Source organism: Chryseobacterium culicis (assembly GCF_002979755.1).
In the GTDB taxonomy this organism is placed as follows: domain Bacteria; phylum Bacteroidota; class Bacteroidia; order Flavobacteriales; family Weeksellaceae; genus Chryseobacterium; species Chryseobacterium culicis_A.
On record NZ_PCPP01000001.1, the window covers coordinates 2,425,974 to 2,446,835 of the forward strand.

The window sequence follows — 20,862 nt, forward strand, 5'->3', positions numbered from 1 at the left end:
AAATAAGTTATATTTGGGCTTTATCACGAATATTTGAAAAAGATCAGCATTTGCCTTATTTTGTTATGGGGAGTTGTACAGGTTTCTGCACAGACAGACAGTATATACATTGAAACGAAACTGTCTCCTGACAAAAAGAACCTTGATGTCAGCCAGGAAATTGTTTATTACAATCATTCCGGGAAAGACCTTCAAACTGTAAAACTTCTAAATTGGGTTTCCGCGTACAATAAACGGGGAACCTCTTTAGTCTACCGAAAACTGGAAGACCGAAATAATGATTTGCATTTTGCGAAGAGTGATCAATTGGGAAAACTTCTTGAACTGAACATTAAAAGTTCTGAAAATGAATCAATTCCCGTAAATACACTTTCAGATGAAAATATTTTCATTCCTCTGAAAAATGTATTAAAACCTGGCGAAAGCGTCACATTACAGTTGCAGTACAGGATGCAGCTTCCCGATAAAACATTTACGGGATACGGAACATCCGCTCAGAATACTGTATTAAAATATTTCTTTATTGTTCCGGATCATTTTGATCCGGACAATATTTCTAAAAGAAACTACCACGATATTGAAGAACAGGTAAGTTTCAACACTTTCTGGACCATTAACTTTGATATTCCTGTTAATAATTTTGTAGAAGGCAATCTTCCACAGGTACAGATGAATTCATTTAAGGGATACCTTGATTCCGATCCTGAATTTTTAATTTCTTCAACCGGTTTTCCTTCCATAAAAACCAATGTTGACGGACAGGAAATCGAAATCAAATTTGGATATAATCTGAAACCGGAAGAAAAACAAAATCTGGAATTTTATCTCCCCTTACATTTAAAATTCCTTAAGGAACGCATCGGGGTTCTTCCGAAAAGTATTTTTATTTCAGATAAATTCAGAGCTAAAGAAGACTTTTTCGGAAATAATGATATTACTTTCTGGAAATTCAGGTTCCGGTTATTTACCGATACCGAAAAAACGGATCTGGATTATTTCGGGATCATTGCCAAGAAAATTCTTGATGAAAGCGTTATTGCGGATAAGGAAAAAGACCATTGGTTTAAAAATGGGTTAAAATCTTATCTGGAAATTCAGTATCTCAAAAAATTCTATGCTGACACAAAACTTTTAGGAACACTACCCGAAACCAGAATATTTGGGCTCAAACCTTTAAAATTATTCCATGCATCCAAAGTAAAACTTCTGGATCGCTATGGGCTTTCCTATCAGTACATCATGCTGCAAAATCTTGATCAGAAGATTGATGAACACTTCCCTGTTTTGAGTAATTTCAATGACATGGCCATCAGCAGCTTTGAAACAGGAAGTCTTTTCAACTATTCGGCTGACAAAATGGGATATGATAACTTCAATGGGATTGTAAAAAATTATATTTCTCAGAATTCCGGAAAAAAAATCAATACTGAAGAATTCCTGACCGCTCTTTCCGAAAATAATAAATCAACAGCCTATCTCTCCAACTTTTTCAAACAAAAGAACCGTGTTGATTTTAAACTAAAAAATATTAGAAAAGAAAATGATTCTCTACAAATAAAAATTGTAAAGAATACAGATATTTCCATTCCGGTAAAGCTGGAAACAGAAACCCGAGAAGGAGAAAAGAAGGCCTATTGGATAGACACCGAAGAAAATGAACGTATCACCAGCCTTTCTCTTCCCGCATCAGAAAATATTTATAAAGTCACTCTAAACAGCGGATATATTTTCCCTGAATCCAATTACAGAGACAATTTTCTGTATGCAAAAGGCCTGTTTTCCAACGCAAAAAAAATTAAGCTTAAACTAATAAAAGATATTCCAAACCCGGAATACAATGAAATTTATATCAGCCCAAGAGTGCGTTTCAACAATACGTATGATAAATTTCTTTTGGGAGCCAACTTTAAAAATCAGTCTTTCTTTGATCAGAAATTCTTGTATTCGGTTACTCCGACTTATAGTACCGGAACAGGAAAACTGACGGGTTCTGGAGCAGTCTCCTATTCTATTCTACCTGCAGAAAGCATTATCCGAAGTTTAACATTCGGACTTTCGGGTTCTTATTTTCATTATGATTATGATCTTGCTTACAGAAAAACCTCAATATCTTCTTCTATCAACTTCAGGAAGAACCCGAGAAGTACAGTAAGCAGAGGTCTAGGGATTTCCTATAACTATTTTGAAAGGGATCTGAGCCCTAAAATGATTGCTAATAATGATTATAGCAAATATAATCTCTGGAGTATCGGCTATGGCTACAGTGACAACCAGATGATTCATGAAAAAAGCTTTAGTCTAAGTACGCAGGGAATGGAAGATTTTAATAAAATAACGGCTGAAGGCTTCTACAGATGGGAATTTGCTCCTAAACAAAAACTGAGCTTACGCTTATTTGCCGGATATTTTTTAAGAAACAACACCCGAAATAACCTTTTCGATTATGGAATTTCCAGGGTTTCCAACTATTCATTCTCTTATACGCTTTTAGGAGAAAGTGCCAGCAGCGGACTTCTTTCCCAACAGTTTATATTAGCTGATGGTGGTTTTAAATCTTTTCTTCCAGGAACAGTAAACCAATGGATCACTTCTGCCAACGTGGATTCAAGCGTCTGGAAAATATTCCATGTGTATGCTGATGCCGGTGTTTATAAAAACAAAGATCTTCCTGCCAAATTCATATGGGATACCGGAGTTAAAGTAAGAATCATTCCTGATTTTCTGGAAGTTTATTTCCCGATACAATCTTCTTTAGGTTTTGAGCCATCCTTCAAAGATTATGGAAAGCGTATCAGATATACATTGATTCTTAATCTTGGGTCAATTATTAATGCCGCAAGAAGAGGTTGGTATTAAGCTTCTGGTAATAAAAAATAAAAGAACAGTTCATTAATGAGCTGTTCTTCTTTATTAAAAAATTAATCTTTTATAATTTTCTGTGAGATCGGAATATTATTAATGGTTCCTGTGACAATATAAGTTCCTTTTGGAAGTTCTGCAATGTCAAGAGTTGAAGCTAATTTTGTAGGAGATTTTTTAACAACCTGTCTGAATGTATCGTAAACTTTTACATCTTTCACCTCGGTTCCGAACACTACTTTACTGTCTTTTATAAAAGGATTCTGTACAAAACCTGATTTCACACTGCCTTCGAGGGAAAAGTCTGCCATATTATCATTACTTCCAACCATCGTTCTTTTAATAGCCGTTGTTGTAGTTGGAGAAGGAGCCGGTCCATCTCCTTTAAACTGATCTGCATTTGATCCGTACCCTACAAAATCCAGTACATTGGATGCGGAAGGTCCCGTCACCTGCAATATATTTCCGGCCAAAGCAACTTTTCCTGATACGCTGGAGATTCTCATCCCGGAAGATTTATTGGGAGTTCCATCAAAATTAGTGATTGTAGTGGCAATAAAATCCGGTGTTGGTAAATTTTCAACGCCTCCTTCAATCGCTGACTCCTGAATCAAATAAGTTTCTTCAGGGCCTAAAGTAAAGTCGGGCAGTGTATGATATTCGGTAAAAGCACCTATCGCCGGAGCATATTGAATGCTTGCTCCCGTTAAGGAAACCAAAGTAGTTCCAATATTTTTAAGGACAATATAATTATTCTTCAATACAGCACCAGAATTGGCATTCCCACCATAGATTTCATTAATCACAATCTGGGCATTTGAAAAAGAAGTTAATACTATAAGTCCAACAAGAGTAAAGATTTTTTTCATCGTAATAATTTTAAAGAAGTAGATCAATAATAAAACATCAAAAACAATACCACCAAATTAAGAAATATATAGGATACAAAAATCTAAAAACCAGTAATAATTGTATAAAAAACAGCCACTTCAATGAAGTGGCTGTCTGTATTTTTATCTAAAGGAGATTAGTCTTTAAGAACTTTTTGAGAAACCGGTTGGTTGTTCACTGTACCTGTTACGATATAGCTTCCTTTTGCCAGCTCAGCAACGCTTACCGTTTCGTTTTGTTTTACAGAAGCTTCTTTTACAAGCTGTCCGAACATATTGAAAACTTTCACATCTTTTACATCAGATCCGAAAACAATCTCGTTATTTTTTACGAAAGAATTTTTTACGAAGTTTCCTGACTTTATATTTTTAGCATCAATAACAGCTAGAGAAGCAGTAGATGAAGTAACCATTAAAGAAATATCATCTATTCTCCAGTTGGCAGTACCCAAAGATGGCGTTCCTGTACCAGGGCTATCACTTCCATAGATTCTTAAAGTAACCGGAGCAGATTCCGCACCTACTAAATTAGTCCCTGAAAAAGTAATATTATTCAATGTCCATGTACTGTTGTTGTTAACATTTACAGTACCTATCGCCGTTGCATAGTTATCAATACTGGAATATACGGTAATCTTTCCAGGGCCAGTAGAGGTACCTCTGGATCCCAGACTTAAAGAATTCAACGTTACTTTATTACCCGCAACAGGAGTAACAGTAACACTGAAATAAGTACTTGTAGCAGTAGAAAGAGCCTCTTTAAAAGCTGCAGCACCAAAATTACTGGATCCGCTTGCTCCGGTATAACCTGAAGACACAGATGTAGTGGTAATTAAATTCGTAGTACCGTTATTATTTCCCTGGGTAGCTGCAAATGCTACATTTGAAATATTAGCATTTGTACCAGAAACAGGATTTACAGAAGTACCGTCCCAAAGGTATGTTGTTTGTGCAAAAGCAACTGCACTCATCATCACCGTTGCAAAAAGAGAATAAAATTTTTTCATGATTTAATATTTTTATAATTAATAATTTCCTTGATAAAAGTACATCGTTTTATTTTTTTTGACACAATAAACAGGTTAAGTTTCTGTTAATAATAGTTAAGCTATTACGATTAACATTTTTTAGTTACTTTTACCAATTATTTTTCAGGGCTTGCGGAATTATATCCTTCTAATTGTATTCTTCTTAGGCATATTTTCAGGAAATGCTCAGGTATTTTCATGGAAAAATCCCAACGTGCCTGAAGACAGCATCAAACGAGACAGTATTCTTGCAGCAAGGCTTGAGCAGGATATCTTTGCAAAGGACACTCTTGATTTCATAAGAACGCACAACAAGATCGTTATCGATGAGGCTGTACTGGCGAAGAATGATAAAAAGCGATTTTTAGGAGAACTTAATTCAAAAGGTTCTATCATCAGAGGGATTACTTTTGGTAACAATCAGGGCCAGTCTGTACAAAGTTCTATGGATCTTCAGATTTCAGGACGTTTGTCGAAAGATGTTACGATTTTAGCCAGTATTTCGGATCACAACCTGCCTATTCAGGCTGATGGTTATACCCAAACGCTTGAGGAGTTTGACAAAATCTACATGCAGCTTAATATTAAGGAAAAATCCATCCTTAGAGCCGGGCATCTTGACCTTGTAGAATCTAAGAATTATTTTGCCAAATACCAAAGACGAAGCATGGGGCTTCAGTTCCAGACAGAATTTGGGAAGGAAAATAAAACATTGGTAGATATCTCTGCAGGTGTTGCGCGAAGTGAATTTCACAGAATCCGTTTTCAGGGGGTTGAAGGGAATCAGGGCCCTTACCGTCTGACAGGTAAGAATGGGGAACAGTTTATCACACTGATCTCCGGTTCTGAACAGGTCTTCATTGATGGTATTTTGATGAAGCGTGGTGAAAACCAGGATTATATTATCAATTACAATACCGGTGAAGTTACCTTTACCAGTTTCCGTCCTATTTTCCAGCAGAATTTCATAACGATTTCTTATAACTATGCCAACAGGAATTATTCAAGATATCTGTTTACAGGAAAGCTTGAACATCAGAGAGAGAAATTCAAAGTAGGCTTAAACTGGTTCATGGAAAATGACAATAAGAACGCTCCTCTGTCTTTAAGTCTTTCTAAAGAAGATGAACAGATTCTTGCAGATGCAGGAAACAATCCGGATTTGATGTATGCTCCTTCAGGGGTGGTAACGGAGTATGATGTCAATAAAATTTTATATAAATTAAATCCCGCCGGAACTTTCTATGAATATTCTACTGATTCAAGTTTAACGCTTTATCAGGTTTCTTTTACGTATTTCGGGGCTAATCTGGGAGATTATAAAATAGCACAAACCACCAATAACGGACGTGTTTTTGAATATGTAGGTCCGAATGCCGGAGACTACAGAGCGGTAAGAAAACTTCCTTCTCCTCAGAAGTCACAGGTATACTCTGTGAACTCTGAATATTTACTGAATGAAGGAAAAATAGGAGCAGACATTTCCCTGAGCAATTATGATGTCAATTTATTTTCCTCAAAAGATTCTGATCAGAATATGGGATATGCATGGCGTATTTTCGGAAATAAGAGTTTCACGAAAAATGCCTGGAAAGGAACACCTAGTTTTGAATATCAATATATAGACAGGCAGTTTCATATCCTTGACCGTATCAATGATGTGGAATTCTCCAGAGACTTCAACCTTACCCAGGAATTTAATAAGAAGACCCAAAACAGGTTTATCTTCAGTTTCCTGAATAAATGGAATAATAAATCCACCTTAAATTACCGTGTCAATTATCTGAATGAACAAAATTCTTATAAAGGGATCAAAAATGACCTGGACTTTGGCTGGCTCACAGGAAAGTTCTTTACCAAGGGGAATTTATCTTATTTGAATACAACTGCCACCCTTCAGGACACAAAGTTCATCCGTGGTGGAGTTTCAACAGAGTTTACCGGCAAAAAAGGAAGCTGGGCAGTTGGTGGAAGCATGGAACATAACGAGAAGAAATACAATGACACTCAACTTATGGATGTCACGAGTTTCAGCTGGAAGGAAATCTTTTTGCAAAAGAAAATCGGTGACAGTACAAGAACTAAGTTGTTGGCAAAAGTATACATGAGAGATAATGACTCGGTACGTGACAACAGGCTTCAGAATATGAACAATATTTTGGGAATTATGGCTGAAAGTCAGATTATCAAAACAGAAAGAACCTCCCTAAATGCTTTAATCCATTACCGAAAATTCTTCTATGCAGGTGCAGAAGGTGAAGTAACCCGTAATAATGATTTTGTTGTTGGAAACATCTTATACAATCAACAGCTTTTCAGAAATGGAATGCGTCTTCAGGCTTTCTATGAACTGGGGAACGGACAGGAAGCCCAGAGAGAATTTCAATATATTAAAGTAACAGATGGACAAGGGGTTTATAAATGGACCGATTATAACGGAGATGGAGTTCAGCAGCTGGACGAATTTGAAATCGCTGAGTATTCTGACCTTGCACAATATATCCGTGTATACACCAATTCTGTAAGATATATTCCTTCTAATAAAAATAAATTACAGCTGGCTTTATTTGTGAATCCGGCAATTGTTTTCAACTCTGAGAACGGGTTTTTAAAACGATGGAATTTCAATATTTCATTAAACTCTCAAAACTCTTTCTATAAAAAGGAAAAAGTGCTTGTTCTGAATCCTTTTGAAAAAAACAGTGATCAGATCCTTAAAAATCAGAATATTCTTGCTTCTGTACAGTTTAACCCAACCGACAAGTCAGGCTGGAACGGAAATTACAGATTCATCACCAATGACAATCTCATTAATGCCAATTTCAGTAATGAAGAACGTGAGCAGACTTCTCATTTCCTGAATGTAGGATACTGGTTCAATAAAGAATTCAGAGTAGACTGGGAAAACTCAGTTCATGATATCCAAAACTCTTCACAATTATTTAAAACAAGAGATTATCGTCTCAATAATTTTGAAACCAAGCCTAAAGCAACTTATAAGTTCACAGATGCCATTCAGGCTGAATTATCTTCTGCTTTCCGCCAGAAACAAAGATTGGATGGCGAAGAACTTCTTAAAGCTTTTGATATTACAGGAACCATCCAATGGGAGCGTAGAAAAACGTCTATCCGTGGAAATTTCTCGTTCATCAGCAACAATTTTACCGGAAACAATTTCAGTATTGTAGGAAACCAGATGCTGGATGGGCTTAAGCCTGGGAAAAACCAGGTATGGAGTGTATTCATCCAACAGGCTATCAACTCCTTTATCCAGCTGAATCTTAATTACGAAGGAAGAAACTCAGGTGACCGGACCATTCATATCGGAAGTATGCAGGTAAAAGCAAGCTTCTAATTATGATGGTTACTTTATACAATAAAAAATCCCCAATATTATTGCTATTGGGGATTTTTCTTATTATTAGGGTATATATTATTTTTTAATAATTTTTAAAGACTGTGATCCTTTTTCTGTATTCACTTTTAAAATATAAACTCCTGCAGCAGCACGTCTCAAATCTACAGAGCCTTTTTCAGCGTTAATGGTTTCGCTGAGAATTCTCTGGCCTGAAACATTATACACTTCAATATCTTTAATTCTACTGTCATTATTGATATATAGGTAATCCACAACAGGGTTCGGATAAACATTCACTGTATTCTTTTTCGCAGCTTCATTTACTGCCAATACAGCTGCTGTGAATTCAAAACTTCCGAGGTCTGGTGTTAAAGCATTTCTTATATTGCCATCTGCATCCAGTGTTACTTCAACTACCGGAGTTCCCTTATTATCAAGAGCTGCATTCCCTGTGGCTGACAAATGGAAATCAGTTGCTGATACGAATACCGGCAGCACATTCAATGAGTTTACATTTCCTCCGAATCCCGCCTGGATATCAGCAAGAGTAGCTTTTGCCAATCCTCCAATATACCCAAGATTGGTACCGGAAGAATAGAAATTATTATAATTAATAGTAGAAAAAACACTACTGGCAGCTCCCGCATAAATAGCGTATCTGTCGCCTGCCTGAGTCTGGGTATTGACAAAAAGATTGTTTCTGATATCAATACCTCCTGCACCAGTCACCCCACTTGTAATATTTAAAGCAGAGGGTCTTCCTGCAACAGTCTGGCTGACATTCATGACAACGGTATTATAATAAAGTTTATATCCGCCTCCTGCAGCGACAACAATCCCGTTTCCATTGTCATTTACTCCTCCTGTTGTTGCATATCCATATCCGGCGACACCACTGACGATATTGTTGGCCACTAATGTATTGGAGATAAGACTTGTTGTGGACAGATAAATTCCCTGAGCTCCGTACCCTGATACATTAGTGTTTTTAACTCCATTTATTTTATTATTAATAATGGTCATTCCGGTTGTCAATGTACCTCCTGCATAAATACCTGTAAACAAACTTCCTGTTCCACTGGAATTAAAATTGGAAATCGTATTTCCACTTACCATAATATTGGCTACTGCAGAGGCTCCTGTACTCCCTGAGGTGATCGTTATGCCGGAAGCTCCTCCCGCACCCGTTCCGGTATACCCAAGATTGGTAATGGTATTTGAAATAATTGAAGAATTGACTGTTGCTGTGGCAAACCAGATCCCTCTTTTAATTTCAGCATTGGTCGTTTCAAAGTTACCTAATGTATTATTACTTACTGTTACTCCATCGGCACCCTGAACATAAATTCCTCCAAGACGGTTGGCATCTGCTCCCGAAGCACTTATATCATTACCTGTAACCAATGTATTAGCTCCATTACCAGCAGCTGTAGCAGCAAATAAATAAATTCCCATATAAGCTTTCTTCACAGCATTATTCTGAATAGTAACATTGTTAAAGAAGCCTCCCGTAGGTGTTGCTGCTCCGTCATACATCACCAAAGCTGACGAATTATTCATTCCGTTGATAATATTAAGGTTTTTAACCATAATATTAGTATTGGCTGCAGCTGCAGAAGCCGCTATGAATGTAAGGACCTGCGGTGCTGTAGTAGAAGTGTTGGTAAGGGTAAGATCTCTTGTAGTTCCTGAAGCTGCATTGCTTCCGTCCAGGGTAATATTACTCCCCTGTATTCTCACTAAAGGCGCACTGGCAATATCCCCGGAAATAGTTGCCGTAACTCCTGTGGCAGGCTTTATGGCAACAGAAGTATAACTTGTTGCTCCGCCACTGGCATTCAGACTGGCTGTTGCCGTTTCCGTTGTGTTTGCTGTGATACTGATTGTAATTGCCCCCTGATGTGTTCCTGCGTTAATAGCATCAAATGCGCCTTTTAACGTAGTATAGGTTCCTGTAGCTGTTCCTGCCGTAGCAGAAATATTTACTTGCGAATAAAAATTTGATGAAACCAAAATTGCCATCAAACAAAATAGAATTTTTCTCATGACACTAATTTTTATTATACTAAATATAAAAAATAATTATCAATAAAATTCAATAAACATTGATAATCAGTTAAATATATTAAATAAAAATTAAACAAAATATCATAAAATCCCTTAAACAAAACAACACAAGCAAAACACAATACCACATTTTAATTTAAAAAATATTGTTTTTTAAGAATTTCGTAAATTTGCACCATGATAAAAATAGGCAACATAGAACTGCCGGAATTTCCACTTTTGCTGGCTCCAATGGAAGACGTAAGTGATCCTCCGTTCAGACGTTTGTGTAAAATGCACGGTGCAGATTTAATGTATTCGGAATTTATTTCTTCCGAAGGGTTAATTCGTGACGCTATCAAGAGTCGTAAAAAGCTGGATATTTTCGATTATGAAAGACCAGTGGGGATACAGATTTTTGGTGGAGATGAAGAAGCAATGGCTATGTCCGCAAGAATTGTTGAAACGGTAAACCCGGATCTTGTAGATATTAATTTTGGATGCCCGGTAAAAAAAGTTGTCTGCAAAGGAGCAGGAGCTGGTGTACTGAAAGATATTGATCTGATGGTTCGTCTTACCAAAGCCGTGGTAAGCTCTACTCACCTGCCTGTAACGGTAAAAACCCGTTTAGGATGGGACAGTACCAGCATTAATATTGATGAAGTGGCAGAACGTCTGCAGGAAACCGGAATCAAAGCTCTTACGATACATGCAAGAACCCGTGCTCAGATGTATAAGGGTGAAGCAGACTGGGAGCATATTTCAAGAATTAAACAAAATCCTAATATTGAGATTCCAATTTTTGGAAATGGTGATATAGATTCTGCTGAAAAAGCATTAGAATATAAACAAAAGTATGCATGTGACGGCATCATGATTGGGCGTGCTGCTATTGGATATCCATGGATATTTAACGAAATCAAACATTTCTTTACAACAGGAGAACATTTACCTGAACCTACAATTTCAGACCGATTACTGGCTGTTCGCCAACATGCAGAATGGAGTGCTGAATGGAAAGGAGAAAGATTGGGATTGGTTGAAATGAGACAGCATTACAGCAATTATTTCAGAGGGATTCCTCATTTCAAGGAATTTAGAAAAAAATTCCTGGAAGTTTTCACTATGGAAGAAATGAACAGTCTGATCAAAGAGACCCAACAATTCTACGAAGAATACCAGGCTCAGCTATAAAAATAAAACCATCAGTTTTACTGATGGTTTTATTTTTAGAATCTAATTATATTAATATCCTTCTGATGAAGATTCGTTTTTAATTAATCCCAGCGCTGAAGAGGTTCCAATTCTTTTAACTCCCATTGTAATCATTTTTTCAGCATCTTCAGGAGTTCTTACTCCTCCAGCTGCTTTTACAGGAAGTTTCCCAGCATTGTTGAGCATTATGGTGATTCCTTCAAAGGTTGCTCCATTAGGCTTTCCTTCGGCAGTTTGGTAAAATCCTGTTGATGACTTAACAAAAATTTTCGACAGTTGATTTTCAGAGAAATTCTCTTCTGCCCAGGTAGAAATCTTTTTAGTAAGATCTGCAATTTGTTCATCAGTTAATGCCGCGATTTCAATAATCCATTTTGCAATTTTATGATGCTCAAGAGATAATCTTGTACATTTTACAAACTCTTCTCTTACCAGTTCTATATTTCCCTGTAGATAAGCTGTATAATTAATAACAAAATCCAATTCATCTGCTCCGTCTTCTATTGCTTTTGAAGCTTCTGCAAGTTTCTCATCAATAGAATACGTTCCTTCGTGGAAACCTATTACAGTTCCTACTACAACATTTGAATTTCTTTCCTGGATATATTTCTTGATCTCAGATACGTAATCCGGTCGAATCATCACGGCAAAAATACCATTATCTATTGCTTCCTGAGCAAGTTCTTTATCTTTTTGAAGTGTTTCTTCGTGGGAAATACCTGATTGTTCTGGTGTTTTCAGGTAAGTTGAATCCAAATATTGGGCTATGTTCATATCGTTATACTTTCAGTTGTCTGTAAATACCTTGTTCCAAAGATATAAAAGTTTCCGTTCTTGTTACTCCTTTCAGCTTTTGAAGCTTGCTAAGAATCTGCATTAAATGATCGTTGTCTTTACAAAGAACTTTCAGGAAAATAGTATAATTTCCTGTAGTATAGTGGGCCTCCACTACTTCATTGATATCATGCAGAGATTTTACCACTTCCGGATAATGGCTTGGCTGATCCAGAAATACCCCGATGTAGGAAATCACCTTATATCCAATTTTCTTAGGGTTAAGAAATGATATTGAATTTTCAATAACTCCTGCATGTTCGAGTTTTTTGATTCTTTGATGCACCGCCGTTGTGGAAATTCCAACATTTTTTGAAATGTGGGCTAAAGATGTTTTAGCATTGTCCATCAACATGTAGATGATTTCTTTGTCAATAGAATCTAAATGGTAGCTTGTGTTGCTCGAATTTTTCATTTTCTACTTTTTTATTATTTATGTTTTTTAATGTAAATTTTTAAATTTTACAAAAACCGGAAAGTGATCGCTATATCCTCCTAAATACCGTGTACCAGCATATGTTCGGAAAGGCCGTCCTTCAAAATTTCTGGTTCTGCTGCGGATTTTTTCAGAATTAAATATATGGGCATCCTGAAAAGCCAGCGTCTTATTATCAAGCAAAGATCTTGACATAATGATCTGATCATACAACAATCCAGATTTATAATGAAAAGTAGAATAATTTCTTGTAGAAAACAATTGCTGAAAAGGGTTCACTAAAACCTTCTCATGGTCATTGTCATAGAGAATCTGTACTAAATTTTCATCATCCGGGTTTTCGTTAAAATCACCACACAATATAACGTGCTCTTTATCTGCGTCCACTATTTTCATAATCCGTTCGCGGACTTCATTCAATATAAAGGCTCTTTTAGGCTTATTGATATCTTTTTCGCGTTTAGAGGGAAGATGGGCGATAAAGACATTAATAATTTCCCCTTTATATTTAATTTTTGAAAAAAGTACGTCTCTGGTTGTGTCGTAATTTTCTGTGTTTTTATTTACTATTTCAAAAAAGAAAGTAATGGTTTCTGAATCTATTACCTCTACTTTATTTTTATCATATAACATGGCTACATCCACTTTTCTTTCGTCCATGGAATTATAATGTACAATTCCATATTCCGAATTAAAGGGTTCCATTTCTACAAGATCTTCCAAAACTTTCCTTCCGGAAACTTCAGATAATCCTATTACAAATGGTAATACATCATTATCCTCCTTCATCAACTGAAATACGTGAGAGATTTTGAAAAGCTTGTTTCTATATCTCTTTTCATCCCAATTCCTTAATCCTGACCGGGTAGGATCTAATTTGTGGACAGGTTTCGGATCGGGTAAAAATAAATTTTCAACATTATAAAAAGAGAACAGCTCCATCTACACTAATTTCTATACTTTTAATTTATTATGTTCTTTTTACTTTAAGATGTAAATTTATTGTTTTTTTTCCAAATTTCCTCGATTTATCCTTAAAACAATAAATCAATTCCCCATAGAAAATATTTCAAATATAGTAAAAAATACCAATGAAATCAGTGATAATAAATTAATTTTTCAATTATTAGAGAGTTTTAGTATATTAGTCAAAATTGAGATAATATACAAAATCGGGAATAACAGAAATAAATTTTCAATTTAAAATCAGAAGTATTAATATTTTTCACACCTATTAAACTTACAACAAATATTATTCCATTTACCTATTATAAATGGAATTAAATACGCAGGTCAGAATTAGATAAATTCTGACAATTTGTTTACAGTAAATCGGGGCGTTTTTCCTTTGTGATTCTTACTGCTTCATCATGACGCCATTCTTCAATTTTTCCGGAATTCCCACTTAACAGGATTCTGGGAACCTCCAGACCTTTATAACTTTCGGGTCTTGTATAGATAGGCGGTGAAAGAAGATCGTCCTGAAAACTGTCTGTTAAAGCACTCTGCTCATCATTTAAAACGCCAGGAAGCAATCTGATGATTGAATCTGCCAAAACACAGGCTGCAAGCTCTCCGCCTGTAAGAACGTAATCTCCAATTGAAATTTCTTTGGTAATATGAAGATCTCTTACTCTCTGGTCGATTCCTTTGTAATGCCCACAAAGAAAGATCAGATTCTCTTTGATGGAAAGTGAATTGGCAATTTTTTGGTTCAAAGTAACACCATCCGGCGTCAGGTAGATTACTTCATCATAATTTCTTTGAGACTTAAGCTCTGAAATACATTTATCCAGTGGCTCCACCATCATTACCATTCCTGCTCCGCCTCCGTAAGGCTCGTCATCAATTTGTCTGTGCTTATTAATCGCCCAGTCTCTCAATTGATGAAAATGTACTTCTACCAGCCCTTTATCCATCGCTCTTTTCAAAATAGAAGTTTTGAACGGACTTTCCATCAATTCCGGAAGTACGCTTATTATGTCAATTCTCATTGTAATGTTCCGTTTTTCTTAGTAGGTATAATAATTAATCTTAAAGAAGAATCTTTGTTGATATAGCTCCACATCCAGTTGAAGAATATGGCCAGCTTATTTCGAACGCTCAAAATTAGCATTAAATGGAGAAACATCCAGAAATACCACGCCAGAAATCCCTGGAATTTTATAAATGGCAGATCCACAACAGCTCTGTGCTTCCCAATCGTTGCCAATGAGCCTTTGTCATCATACTCATATTCTTTCCACTCTTCCCGACTTTTCTTTAAAAGATTTTTACCTAAATTTTTTGCCTGATTAATGGCTACGTTGGCTACCTGAGGATGTCCCTGTGGATATTTAGGAGTTTCCATATAGGCAATATCCCCGATAGCATAAATATTATCGTAACCCTGTATTTTATTATATCGATCTACAATATATCTGTTTCTTACTAATTTGTCTTCCGGAAAACCTCCTACCACATTTCCTGTAACTCCGGCTGCCCAGATGACATTGTTGGAAGGAATTTCTTTTCCACTTTTCAAATGAACTTTATCTCCGTCATAATCTGTCACTACTTCTCCGCTCATAAAAGTGACCCCAAGATCTTTAAGATATTTTTCGGATTTCTCCTGAGCTTCACTGCTCATTACAGCAAGTGGTTTTTCTGTAGAACTTACGAGAATAATCTTCAGATGATCAAAGTTCATATAAGGATAATCTCTTGGAAGGATGTCTTTTTTCATTTCCGCAAAAGCTCCTGCCAACTCTACTCCTGTTGGTCCGCTTCCTACGATAACGATGTTCCAGTTACCGTCATCACTTCGGCTTTTTTCAATAATCAGTTTTTCAAAGGTCATCAAAACATGATTTCTGATGCTGATGGCTTCCTGGGTATTTTTCATTCCGAAAGCTTTTCCTTCCAGATCTTTGTTTCCGAAAAAATTAGTTTTACACCCTGTTGCAATGATGAGTTTATCATAGGTAAATTCTGCTTCATCGGTAATCACTTTATGATTGGCAGGATCTATTTCTTTCACCTCTGTCATACGAAACTGGGTGTTTCTGGACTGCTGAAAAATCTTTCTGAAGGGAAAAGAAATGTTGGAAGGTTCTATCCTCCCTGAGGCTACCTGATAAAAAAGCGGCTGAAACATATGGTGGTTCATCCGATCGAGAACAATGACCTTTTTATTCTTGTTATTCAATGTTTTTGCAAGCTGCAGCCCCGCAAATCCTCCTCCAATAATGATGATTTTTTCGCGTGTTTCCATAATACACAAATTTACTGATTTTATTTTAGCATTTAGCAGTGAAAAAAGTTAGTTTTGCAAAACTTTATGACACCAAAAAAGTACACCAAAAAAACTGCCAAACAAGTCCATAAATCCAGACGGAAGAAGTATTTTTTCCGAAGATGGGTGATATTGGGCATATTAATCGTAGCATTGGTGGGAACAGGATTTTATTTAAAACAGTCTGTAAGCTACTATTATGCGTTGTACTTTAATAAATTTAAGCATAAAAAACTTCACAACAGTGAAAAGGAAGCGGCAAGAATTCAGAGAATCCTGGCCAGCAATCTTGATAAAACCTATGGCTTTGATGTTTCCCATTATCAGAACCGGGAAGATATCAAATGGGACAGTCTCAGTATTGGAAATAAAACAATCCCGTTAGAATATGTTGTCATGCGCGCCACCATGGGAAACCGAAGTTCAGATAAGCATTTTGATGAATTCTGGGAAAGTGCGAAAAAGCATAATCTCATCCGCGGTGCCTACCATTTTTACAGAGCCGATGAAGATCCTGTGATCCAGGCAAATAATTTTTTAAAAAATGTAAAACTGGAGAGTGGAGATCTACCTCCCATTCTTGATATTGAAAAAATTCCAAAGCGTAAAACCAATAAAAAACTGATTGAAGATCTGAAAATATGGTGTAAAATTGTAGAAGAAGCCTATGGTGAAAAACCTATCATCTACACCTATTATCATTATTATAAAGATTTTCTGAAAGGTGAGTTTGAAGGCTATCCTTTATGGCTTGCCAATTACAATGATGTTCCGTCTCCTTCTCCCGATGATGAGTGGGATTTCTGGCAGTTTACAGAAAACGGAATTGTTCATGGGATCAATGCGAAAGTGGATCTTGATATTTATAATGGTAATTCGTGGTCGTTGAAAAGACTGACACTGGATTAGAAATAAAATAAGAAAGGAAGCTAGAAGCAGGAAGATGGGAGTTAATGAAATGATGTTGATCACTTTCAGTCTCCACCTTCCTTCTTCCAGTTTTAAATTTTAAAGGATCTCCATAACCTCTTCCCATGAATGAACTCTTTCGTAAGTATCATTTTCTATCAGTTCATTATGAGGTTGGGTAAATATCAATCTCTGTCCTGAAAAATGATCCAGATTTTTTGGATAATCATCTATCATAACATCTCCGGCAACTACTTTTTTACTTCCGCAAAGAACAATCTGCTCCCATGTAATGAACGGAAAATGTTCTGCCAGCCAATCATATTTTTCTCTTAAGCTGTTCGGAAATTCCATTCCTGCAGATACAATATACAGATCATATTTATTATTCAGATATTCCATTGCCTCACGGCTTCCTTTCATCACAGGTAAGGTTCTGAAAAAACCTACTTCATTTACATGTTTTTTCCCGTTTGGAAAAGACTCTATTTCAGGCTTACCAGTCAAATCACTGATTTCAATTTCTTTTCCTGTATCTCTTTTTTCAAATTGTACCAGCTGATGGTATACATCCGCCATTACCCCGTCCATGTCGACAATTACTTTTTTCATTAATTCAATCAGGTTTTTGTATTATTAATATTTAAAAAATTTGCAGATTGTGTCTTATCAAATGTACTGAATAGTTTTTTCAAAGAATGGGCACAGTCTATTAAAAAATCATAAATATTGAGTCTTATAAAAGAGGTTCCGGAAAATTTTAGATTACATTTTCGTATTTTTGCGGTTCAATTCAAAATTAAAATCAAACCATTAATTCCCAATGAATTACGTTTCTGCAGAAAATCTCACCAAATCTTACGGCATCAAAGTTTTGTTTAAAGACATTTCTTTTCATATTAATGAAGGAGATAAAATAGCTATTGTTGCCAAAAACGGAAGTGGAAAATCTACCCTTCTGAAAATATTAATGGGTAAGGAAATTGCAGACAGCGGAACTGTGATTATCAACAAAGATATCCAGGTAGTATTATTTGACCAGGAAATCGACTTTGATCCTAAGCTCAGCATTGAAGAATTTATGATGGCTCTTGATTCAGAACCTATCCTTGCGCTTAAAAACTATCATCAGTCACTTCATTCCACAGATCATGATTTTATTGAGAAAGCATTAGCGGATATGGAAGTTCATAAAGCATGGGATCTGGAAAATGAAATGAAACAGATTCTTTCCCAGCTTAAAATTACTGATCTGGATGCTAAAATGGGAACTCTTTCCGGAGGACAGATCAAACGTGTAGCGCTGGCTAAACTTTTAACAGAGACAAGAGCCGAGCACAGACACACTCTTCTTATCATGGATGAACCTACCAACCACCTGGATGTAAACATGGTGGAATGGCTTGAAAACTATCTGAATAAGGCAAAAATCACGTTATTGCTTGTTACTCACGACCGATATTTCCTTGACAGTGTTTGTGATATAATCTGGGAAATGGAAGATCAGAATCTTTATTTTCACAACGGTTCGTATGCTACTTATCTTGAGAATAAGATGATTCGTGAGGAAAATCTTAATGCTACGATTGATAAGGCGAACAACCTTTACAGAAAGGAACTGGAATGGATGCGAAGACAGCCAAAAGCCAGAACTACAAAGTCAAAAAGCAGAATCGATGCTTTCTACGAAACTGAAAAAGTAGCCAAAACCGACACCAGAAAAGACGGGCTTGAGCTGGATTTTGAAATGAAGCGTCTGGGAAATAAAATTCTTGAACTCAAAAATATTGATAAGAGTTTTGGACCTAAAGTTCTGTTAAAAGATTTCAGCTACCAGTTTCAGCGTGGAGAAAAAGTTGGAATCATTGGAAAGAACGGTGCGGGAAAATCTACCCTGCTAAATATTATTCAGGGTCTTGAAAAGGCTGATAAGGGTGAAATTGAAACAGGAGAAACTATTTCTTTCGGTTATTTCTCACAAAAAGGTCTTACTTATAAAGAGGATGAGCGTGTCATTGATTTCATCAAGGAAATTGCAGAATTTTATCCGCTAGCTAACGGAAAAAGTTTATCTGCTTCACAGTTTTTAAGATTGTTCTTATTTGATGATCAGACTCAATATTCTCCCATTTCTAAACTTTCGGGAGGAGAAAAAAGAAGACTTCACCTGATGTATATTTTGTATCAAAATCCTAACTTTTTGATTTTTGATGAGCCTACGAATGATCTGGATCTTCCTACATTGACGGTTTTAGAAAATTTCCTTCAGCAATTCCAGGGATCTTTGATTATCGTTTCCCACGACAGATATTTTATGGACAGAATTGTAGATCACGTTCTGGCTTTTGAGGGAGAAGGAAAAATCAGAGATTTTGTTGGAAACTTCTCAGAATACAGAGAAGCAAGAAGCCGCGAGGAAGCATTAGAAAAAAATACAGCTGTAAAACCTGAGCCTGTAAAAGAAGCAGTTTCTTCAGCAGAGAGTACTCAGCCTTCCCATTCTAAAAGAAAACTAACTTTTAAAGAACAAAGAGAACTGGAAACGATTGAAAAAGAAATGCCTGCACTGGAAGAACAGCGCTCCAAAATTCTGGACAATCTCAACAATGAAGCTGATTATGAAAAGATAGCCAAACTTTCTTCAGAACTGGAAACTGTTTCAGAAAAACTGGAGAACCATGAAATGAGATGGCTGGAGCTTCAGGAACTCCTTTAATAATGATGAATTAAAAATTATGAATTATGAATGAATTCAAGGTTCAAAGTTTAAAGTTCAAGGTTGATAGCAGTCGTGATTAGAGATTTCCAACTCATTTACACTAAACCCTAAAACGCTCTGACTCATTCATAATTCATAACTCATCATTTATAATTGAATGATTCCCCCTTCTTTTGCGCTTTTCAGGGAAGCATCAATGATTTTCATATTCTGAATAACTTCTCTTCCCGGAGATGGTAAAGCGTATCCAAAAACAATATGTTCATAGATCTGCTGATAATAATCCATGTAGTTTCCGGCTTCAGTTGAAGTTAGAATTCTTTCTGTTTCGGAGTTTTCATTCAGGAAATTCAATATTCCATCAGATTCTTTCAAAGGCTGCGTCCATTCTTTTCCATATACAGGAATAGCGCCTGCTACCAATTCGTTTTCCTGGTTATCAGTTCTTTCCTGCAGGAAAGTTCCTCGATCCCCATGAATGGTATAAGCATAATGACCTTCTTTACTGAAAACCGATGTTTTCAATCTCACTCTCAGATCATTTTTGTAGAATAACAGAATTTCAAAATAGTCATTCGCAAATTCGCTTCCTTTCATCGAAAATACATCTGCAAAAAGCTTTTCAGGATACCCAAAATACAGTACAGCCTGATCTACCAGATGTGCTCCCAAATCGTGAAGTGATCCTGAGCCTAGCTGTTCAGGACTTTCTTTATGCTGTTTTCCGCTTGGAGTCGTACGAAATCTGTCAAAACGGATCTCTGTTTCTTTTATATTTCCTAGTTTTCCATCAGCTAGAACCTTTTGAACCTGTAAAAAATCACGGTCGAATCTTCGGTTTTGATATACACTTAGGAACAATCCTTTTTCATCAGCCAATTGAACCAGTTCTTCAGCCTCAGAAACATTTACTGTAAAAGGTTTTTCCACAATAATACTTTTCCCGGCCTCCAACGCTTTTTTCGCGTATTCATAATGGGTCTGAACAGGAGTATTGATAATCACCAACTCTACATCTGCCTGCTGAAGCATTTCCTCCACAGAACGGTAAATGGTTGCTTCCGGATATTTTTCTTTTGACTCTTCCTTACTTCTTTCTACCACGGCAGACATAAAAAATCCCGGATGTTCCTTTAAAAAGGGAGCATGGAATACTTTTCCGCTCATTCCAAAGGCACAAAGCCCTGCTTTTACCAATTGCATATTAAAATTTTTAACAAATATATTCATAAAAAATACGCTTTTTCCCAGTTTAAAAGAGGTATAGAAATAATCCATCTTCCCCCCTTTTACC

Annotated in this window: 15 protein-coding genes; 5 read left to right on the forward strand and 10 right to left on the reverse strand. The window is 36.3% G+C overall.

Annotated features, from left to right (window positions below; all coding sequences use genetic code 11):
* The first annotated feature begins 33 nt into the window (after positions 1-33).
* Positions 34-2,856 carry an aminopeptidase gene (locus CQ022_RS11070; RefSeq protein ID WP_228421532.1) on the forward strand — a complete coding sequence of 941 codons (2,823 nt, stop codon included), beginning with the start codon at positions 34-36 and terminating at the stop codon, positions 2,854-2,856.
* A 62-nt stretch (positions 2,857-2,918) separates the two neighbouring features.
* Here CQ022_RS11070 and CQ022_RS11075 read toward each other — a convergent pair whose 3' ends face one another.
* On the reverse strand, positions 2,919-3,728 hold the full coding sequence (locus CQ022_RS11075; protein WP_105681446.1) for a T9SS type A sorting domain-containing protein: 810 nt from the start codon (positions 3,726-3,728) through the stop codon (positions 2,919-2,921).
* 158 nt (positions 3,729-3,886) lie between these two features.
* The gene (locus CQ022_RS11080; protein WP_228421534.1) at positions 3,887-4,756 is read right to left on the reverse strand and encodes a T9SS type A sorting domain-containing protein; all 870 of its coding nucleotides are present in this window, start codon (positions 4,754-4,756) and stop codon (positions 3,887-3,889) included.
* A 151-nt stretch (positions 4,757-4,907) separates the two neighbouring features.
* On the opposite strand from CQ022_RS11080, the gene CQ022_RS11085 reads away from it, so the two are divergent.
* Complete coding sequence (locus CQ022_RS11085; protein ID WP_105681447.1) at positions 4,908-8,132, forward strand: hypothetical protein; 3,225 nt, start codon at positions 4,908-4,910, stop codon at positions 8,130-8,132.
* Positions 8,133-8,210: 78 nt separating this feature from the next.
* Here CQ022_RS11085 and CQ022_RS11090 read toward each other — a convergent pair whose 3' ends face one another.
* Positions 8,211-10,181 (reverse strand): T9SS type A sorting domain-containing protein, encoded by a 1,971-nt coding sequence (locus CQ022_RS11090; protein ID WP_105681448.1) that lies wholly within the window; start codon positions 10,179-10,181, stop codon positions 8,211-8,213.
* A 198-nt stretch (positions 10,182-10,379) separates the two neighbouring features.
* Between CQ022_RS11090 and dusB the strand changes: the two genes are divergently transcribed.
* Positions 10,380-11,375, forward strand: a complete 996-nt coding sequence (dusB, locus tag CQ022_RS11095; protein WP_105681449.1) for a tRNA dihydrouridine synthase DusB — start codon at positions 10,380-10,382, stop codon at positions 11,373-11,375.
* 51 nt (positions 11,376-11,426) lie between these two features.
* On the opposite strand, the gene deoC is transcribed toward dusB, so the two are convergent.
* The 5 genes from deoC to CQ022_RS11120 form a co-directional block, all read right to left on the reverse strand.
* Positions 11,427-12,170, reverse strand: a complete 744-nt coding sequence (gene deoC / locus CQ022_RS11100) for a deoxyribose-phosphate aldolase (RefSeq protein WP_105681450.1) — start codon at positions 12,168-12,170, stop codon at positions 11,427-11,429.
* Between the two features lie 4 nt (positions 12,171-12,174).
* Positions 12,175-12,645 (reverse strand): Lrp/AsnC ligand binding domain-containing protein, encoded by a 471-nt coding sequence (locus CQ022_RS11105; RefSeq protein ID WP_002976659.1) that lies wholly within the window; start codon positions 12,643-12,645, stop codon positions 12,175-12,177.
* A gap of 27 nt (positions 12,646-12,672) precedes the next feature.
* A complete protein-coding gene (locus CQ022_RS11110; RefSeq protein WP_105681451.1) occupies positions 12,673-13,608 on the reverse strand; it encodes an endonuclease/exonuclease/phosphatase family protein in 936 nt (311 codons plus the stop codon).
* A gap of 380 nt (positions 13,609-13,988) precedes the next feature.
* Positions 13,989-14,660, reverse strand: coding sequence for a tRNA (guanosine(37)-N1)-methyltransferase TrmD (gene trmD, locus CQ022_RS11115; RefSeq protein WP_105681452.1), 672 nt, complete (start codon positions 14,658-14,660; stop codon positions 13,989-13,991).
* Positions 14,657-15,919 (reverse strand): NAD(P)/FAD-dependent oxidoreductase, encoded by a 1,263-nt coding sequence (locus CQ022_RS11120; RefSeq protein ID WP_105681453.1) that lies wholly within the window; start codon positions 15,917-15,919, stop codon positions 14,657-14,659. Before CQ022_RS11120 ends, trmD begins: the two co-directional genes overlap by 4 nt.
* A gap of 66 nt (positions 15,920-15,985) precedes the next feature.
* On the opposite strand from CQ022_RS11120, the gene CQ022_RS11125 reads away from it, so the two are divergent.
* The gene (locus CQ022_RS11125; protein ID WP_105681454.1) at positions 15,986-16,849 is read left to right on the forward strand and encodes a glycoside hydrolase family 25 protein; all 864 of its coding nucleotides are present in this window, start codon (positions 15,986-15,988) and stop codon (positions 16,847-16,849) included.
* Positions 16,850-16,948: 99 nt separating this feature from the next.
* Here CQ022_RS11125 and CQ022_RS11130 read toward each other — a convergent pair whose 3' ends face one another.
* Positions 16,949-17,461, reverse strand: a complete 513-nt coding sequence (locus CQ022_RS11130) for a 5' nucleotidase, NT5C type (RefSeq protein WP_105681455.1) — start codon at positions 17,459-17,461, stop codon at positions 16,949-16,951.
* Positions 17,462-17,672: 211 nt separating this feature from the next.
* On the opposite strand from CQ022_RS11130, the gene CQ022_RS11135 reads away from it, so the two are divergent.
* Positions 17,673-19,565, forward strand: a complete 1,893-nt coding sequence (locus CQ022_RS11135) for an ABC-F family ATP-binding cassette domain-containing protein (RefSeq protein WP_105681456.1) — start codon at positions 17,673-17,675, stop codon at positions 19,563-19,565.
* Positions 19,566-19,715: 150 nt separating this feature from the next.
* Here the strand turns inward: CQ022_RS11135 and CQ022_RS11140 are convergent, their stop codons facing one another.
* Entirely contained in the window at positions 19,716-20,771 is a 1,056-nt protein-coding gene (locus CQ022_RS11140; RefSeq protein ID WP_105681814.1) for a Gfo/Idh/MocA family oxidoreductase, read from the reverse strand.
* Positions 20,772-20,862 lie beyond the last annotated feature (91 nt).

Coding starts and splice junctions, on each gene's coding strand:
- CQ022_RS11090 (WP_105681448.1), bottom strand. CDS start 10,181: ATGAGAAAAATTCTATTTTGTTTGATGGCAATTTTGGTTTCATCAAAT.
- deoC (WP_105681450.1), bottom strand. CDS start 12,170: ATGAACATAGCCCAATATTTGGATTCAACTTACCTGAAAACACCAGAA.
- CQ022_RS11110 (WP_105681451.1), bottom strand. CDS start 13,608: ATGGAGCTGTTCTCTTTTTATAATGTTGAAAATTTATTTTTACCCGAT.
- CQ022_RS11105 (WP_002976659.1), bottom strand. CDS start 12,645: ATGAAAAATTCGAGCAACACAAGCTACCATTTAGATTCTATTGACAAA.
- trmD (WP_105681452.1), bottom strand. CDS start 14,660: ATGAGAATTGACATAATAAGCGTACTTCCGGAATTGATGGAAAGTCCG.
- CQ022_RS11140 (WP_105681814.1), bottom strand. CDS start 20,771: ATGCAATTGGTAAAAGCAGGGCTTTGTGCCTTTGGAATGAGCGGAAAA.
- CQ022_RS11125 (WP_105681454.1), top strand. CDS start 15,986: ATGACACCAAAAAAGTACACCAAAAAAACTGCCAAACAAGTCCATAAA.
- CQ022_RS11135 (WP_105681456.1), top strand. CDS start 17,673: ATGAATTACGTTTCTGCAGAAAATCTCACCAAATCTTACGGCATCAAA.
- CQ022_RS11120 (WP_105681453.1), bottom strand. CDS start 15,919: ATGGAAACACGCGAAAAAATCATCATTATTGGAGGAGGATTTGCGGGG.
- dusB (WP_105681449.1), top strand. CDS start 10,380: ATGATAAAAATAGGCAACATAGAACTGCCGGAATTTCCACTTTTGCTG.
- CQ022_RS11075 (WP_105681446.1), bottom strand. CDS start 3,728: ATGAAAAAAATCTTTACTCTTGTTGGACTTATAGTATTAACTTCTTTT.
- CQ022_RS11130 (WP_105681455.1), bottom strand. CDS start 17,461: ATGAAAAAAGTAATTGTCGACATGGACGGGGTAATGGCGGATGTATAC.
- CQ022_RS11080 (WP_228421534.1), bottom strand. CDS start 4,756: ATGAAAAAATTTTATTCTCTTTTTGCAACGGTGATGATGAGTGCAGTT.